We start from the raw sequence: 3807 nt of genomic DNA on the forward strand, positions 1-3807 counted from the left end.
ACAAAGAGCGGATAACCGGCCTGCTGGAGCGCGCCCAACACGCACGCCTCAACCTGCCATCGGCGCTCGGCAAAGGAATCGGCAAGCTCTACGAGCTGTACGTTCCTGTTTCAGACAAACCGGGGGTCATCAGCGATATCACGTTAACGATAGGACAACTTGGGATAAACATCGAAGATATAGAGATATTACATGCAACGGACGTTTCGGGTCAGGTGCGCCTTACCATCCCCGAAAAGGAAAACGCCGATAAAGCGGCGAAAGCCCTATTGGATAAAGGCTACGAGGTCGATGTAAGAACGCAGGAATGATTAGCGATTAGCGAATGGCGATTAGCGAATGTGAGCCTATTCTAGGCGGTAAATATGCAATTAACGGTAGGCAAAGTGAATAGCATAAATGGGACGATAACGGTGCCGGGGGATAAGTCGATTTCGCATAGGTCGATTATGATCGGCGCGCTTGCCGATGGGGTCACGCCGGTTACCGGGTTTTTGGCTGCTGAGGATTGCATAAGCACGATGCGTTGCTTCGAATCGCTCGGGGTCACTATCGAGCGGTTGTCTGAAACAGAACTAAAAATACACGGTGTGGGCTTGAAAGGGTTAAAAGAGCCGGGGGATGTTCTCGATGTCGGCAATTCCGGGACGACCATGCGGATCATGCCGGGGATACTTGCAGGCCAGAACCTTTTTGCGGTGTTAACCGGCGACGCATCAATCCGGCGCAGGCCGACCGGCAGGGTGGTCGAGCCTCTGCGTTTGATGACTGCCGAGATTTGGGGCAGAGAGGACGGCAACTATCCTCCGCTTGCTATTTATGGCTCGCAGCTTGAGGGTATTCAGTACACGCTTCCGGTCGCAAGCGCCCAGGTCAAAACATGCCTTTTGCTTGCAGGGCTGCTGGCCGAGGGCGAGACCGAACTAACCGAGCCTTCACGGTCAAGGGACCATACCGAGCGCATGCTCGAGCTTTTTGGCGCGCATATCGATAGCTTCAACACCACCTATAAAATCAAAGGCGGACAGAAGCTCAAGGCGGCTGCGGTGGATGTTCCCGGCGATATCTCGAGCGCGGCCTTTTTTATAGTCGCGGCGTCCATCGTAAAGAATTCTTCGGTTGTCATCGAGAACGTCGGCGTTAACGAAACACGAACCGGCATACTCGATGTTTTGTACGAGATGGACGCGAATATCCTATTGAGCGATCAAACGGAAATAAGTAACGAGCCCCGGGCGACAATTGAAGTAAAGAGCGCTCAACTTAAGTCGGCTGTTATCGAGGGCGGCCTTATCCCGAGGCTAATCGACGAGATACCGATCATCGCGGTTGCGGCCACCCAGGCCCAAGGCCGCACCGAAATAAGGGATGCGCGTGAACTCAGGGTAAAAGAGAGCGACCGCATCGCCGCTCTTAGTATGGAGCTTCGCAAAATGGGCGCAAACATCGAAGAGCTGGACGACGGCATGATAATCCACGGCCCGACCCCGCTAAAAGGCGCCCGTGTAAACAGCCATGGAGACCACCGGATCGCTATGTCGCTTACGGTTGCCGCCCTAGTAGCCGAAGGCGAGACCGTAATCGAAAACAGCGAGTCTATCGCTATCTCTTATCCCTCATTTGAAGATACGCTGCGGTCGATTATCCGCTAGGTTATTGCTTTTCCTATCAGAAGTGCCTCGCAAAGCGTCTACAACAAAAAACGGCCATCAATCACAAAAACCCCAAAAGCTAATCCGATAGCTATGGAAAATGATATTTGCTACTATTGAACAATGATAATCGCAATAGATGGGCCTGCGGCCTCGGGAAAAAGCACAGTTGCAAAAGAAGTGGCGAAACGGTTGGGGTTTAAGTACGTCGACACCGGTGCCATGTACCGGGCTGTGACCTGGAAGGCCTTAAAAGAAAGAATCGATATCACCAACGAGGATGCGGTTGCCGCTCTTGCACGAAGCGCGCAGATCGATATGGACGGGCTGGATGCGGCGCAGCACCTTATCATACGGATCGACGGCGATGATGTTACGGAGGCGATACGTACGCCAAAAGTGAGCGCAGCCGTATCGACTGTGTCGAAAGTACCTGGCCTGAGGGCTGCGCTTATTAAGAAGCAGCGTTCGTTTGCAACTATCTATCCCGACCTTGTGATGGACGGAAGGGATATCGGAACGGTTGTGTTTCCCGATGCCCAGGTAAAGGTGTTTCTAAAAGCTTCTGCGGTTGAGCGGGCTAAACGCCGCTACCGCGAACTTAAGGAAAAGGGGCACACGCTTGATATATCTGCAGTCGAGCGAGATATCGTAACAAGAGACAAAATCGATTCTACACGAACAACCGGGCCGCTCACGAAGGCGCCGGATGCACGCGCAATCGATACGACGAATAAGACAATCGGCCAGGTGGTACAAGAAATAGTCGATTTAGCAAAGAAAGCATAAAAAGCGATAAGAGGAGCTAAGAGAGCTGAGAAGTCATGTTCTATAAACTGGTCTATATGTTGCTTGTCCTTTTCATGAAAGCCCTTTATAGATTTGAGATTACCGGAAAGCGCAACGTTCCGAAAACCGGCCCGGTAATTATTGCCCCCAACCATATGAGCTACCTCGATCCCATTATGGTCGCACTTGTGACCGGTCAACGGCCCGTTAATTCTATGGGAAAAGCATCGCTTCTGAAAATCCCCGTGTTTGGAAGGTTATTAAGAGCGGTGAATACGTTTCCGGTTAACAGGGGAATTGCGGATAAGGGGGCGATCGTCAAGTCGCTTAAGATATTATCCAACGGCGAAGTGCTGTTGATATTCCCTGAGGGAACGCGGCATAGAGACGGGAAACTGGGAAAGCCGTTTCCGGGCGTATCGTCGATCGCCCTAAAAACCGGGGCGACAATCGTTCCGGTTGGGATAATCGGAACCGATAAAGTGTTGCCGAACGGCAGCAAACTACCGAGGTTCCCCAAGTTAAAAGCGGTAATCGGGGAGCCGATCCAGGTTGAAAAGGTCGCCCCGGCCGGTAGAAAAGAGAGGGAGGCCGAGCTTACGTCACGGTTGATGAGTGAGATCGAAAACCTTATAGCGGGTGGAAAAAGGTGAAAGTTACAACGGCAAAACATGCGGGCTATTGCTATGGAGTTCAGAGGGCGCTGAAGCTTGCGCTCGAAGCAACCGACGGCTCCGAAAAGCCGATTTATACCCTGGGCCCGATTATTCATAACCCCCAGGTCGTCGAGTCTCTCGCACGGCAAGGGGTGAGGGCGGTAAACTCCGTTGACAAGGTCGATGCGGGGACCATTATCATCAGGACCCATGGTGTCGATCCCAAGGTTACCGAGGAAGCGCGTAACCGGGACCTCGAAGTCATAGACGCGACCTGCCCCTTTGTTGCAAAAGCGCAGCAACGGGCGGCAAGTCTCGTCGAAAACGGCTATAAAGTCGTAATAGTGGGCGAGAGAAATCATCCGGAGGTTGCCGGGCTTCTGGCGTTTACCGATAACAAAGCCTTCGTTGTCGAAAATGCGAACGAGCTTAAGAATATCAAAGAAATGGATAGGGTGGGCGTTGTGGTGCAAACAACGCAGTCCATCGAGAACCTGAAGAATATCGTTGAAGGGTTGCTCAGCAAAACGAAAGAACTCAAAGTGTTTAACACGATTTGCAACGCGACCAGCCAGCGGCAGGAGGCGGCGCGTGAACTCTCGGAGATGGTCGACCTTATGCTGGTTGTGGGCGGCAAAAACAGCGCCAACACAACGCGTCTGGCACAGATCTGCAAGGAAAACAATAAGAAGAGCTCTCATATTGAGACC

The 3807-nt window shown here is 52.2% G+C and carries 5 protein-coding genes; all 5 read left to right on the plus strand.

Annotation, left to right across the window (positions count from 1 at the left end; all coding sequences use genetic code 11):
• Positions 1 to 311 (plus strand): ACT domain-containing protein (locus ACYC56_RS13145; protein WP_461374627.1); only part of this gene is annotated, 311 nt, incomplete at its 5' end.
• A gap of 54 nt (positions 312 to 365) precedes the next feature.
• Positions 366 to 1652: a 3-phosphoshikimate 1-carboxyvinyltransferase gene (gene aroA, locus ACYC56_RS13150; protein ID WP_461374628.1), complete on the plus strand. Its 1287-nt coding sequence runs from the start codon at positions 366 to 368 to the stop codon at positions 1650 to 1652.
• Positions 1653 to 1775: 123 nt separating this feature from the next.
• Positions 1776 to 2441, plus strand: a complete 666-nt coding sequence (cmk, locus tag ACYC56_RS13155; protein ID WP_461374629.1) for a (d)CMP kinase — start codon at positions 1776 to 1778, stop codon at positions 2439 to 2441.
• 35 nt (positions 2442 to 2476) lie between these two features.
• The gene (locus tag ACYC56_RS13160) at positions 2477 to 3094 is read left to right on the plus strand and encodes a lysophospholipid acyltransferase family protein (RefSeq protein ID WP_461374630.1); all 618 of its coding nucleotides are present in this window, start codon (positions 2477 to 2479) and stop codon (positions 3092 to 3094) included.
• A partial coding sequence (gene ispH / locus ACYC56_RS13165; protein WP_461374631.1) for a 4-hydroxy-3-methylbut-2-enyl diphosphate reductase occupies positions 3091 to 3807 on the plus strand: 717 nt, incomplete at its 3' end. The genes ACYC56_RS13160 and ispH, both read left to right, overlap by 4 nt.

The organism is Candidatus Aquicultor sp. (assembly GCF_054640775.1).

Excerpts from the sequence above, each read along its gene's own strand:
- aroA (WP_461374628.1), top strand. The coding sequence starts at position 366 with ATGCAATTAACGGTAGGCAAAGTGAATAGCATAAATGGGACGATAACG.
- cmk (WP_461374629.1), top strand. The coding sequence starts at position 1,776 with ATGATAATCGCAATAGATGGGCCTGCGGCCTCGGGAAAAAGCACAGTT.
- ACYC56_RS13160 (WP_461374630.1), top strand. The coding sequence starts at position 2,477 with ATGTTCTATAAACTGGTCTATATGTTGCTTGTCCTTTTCATGAAAGCC.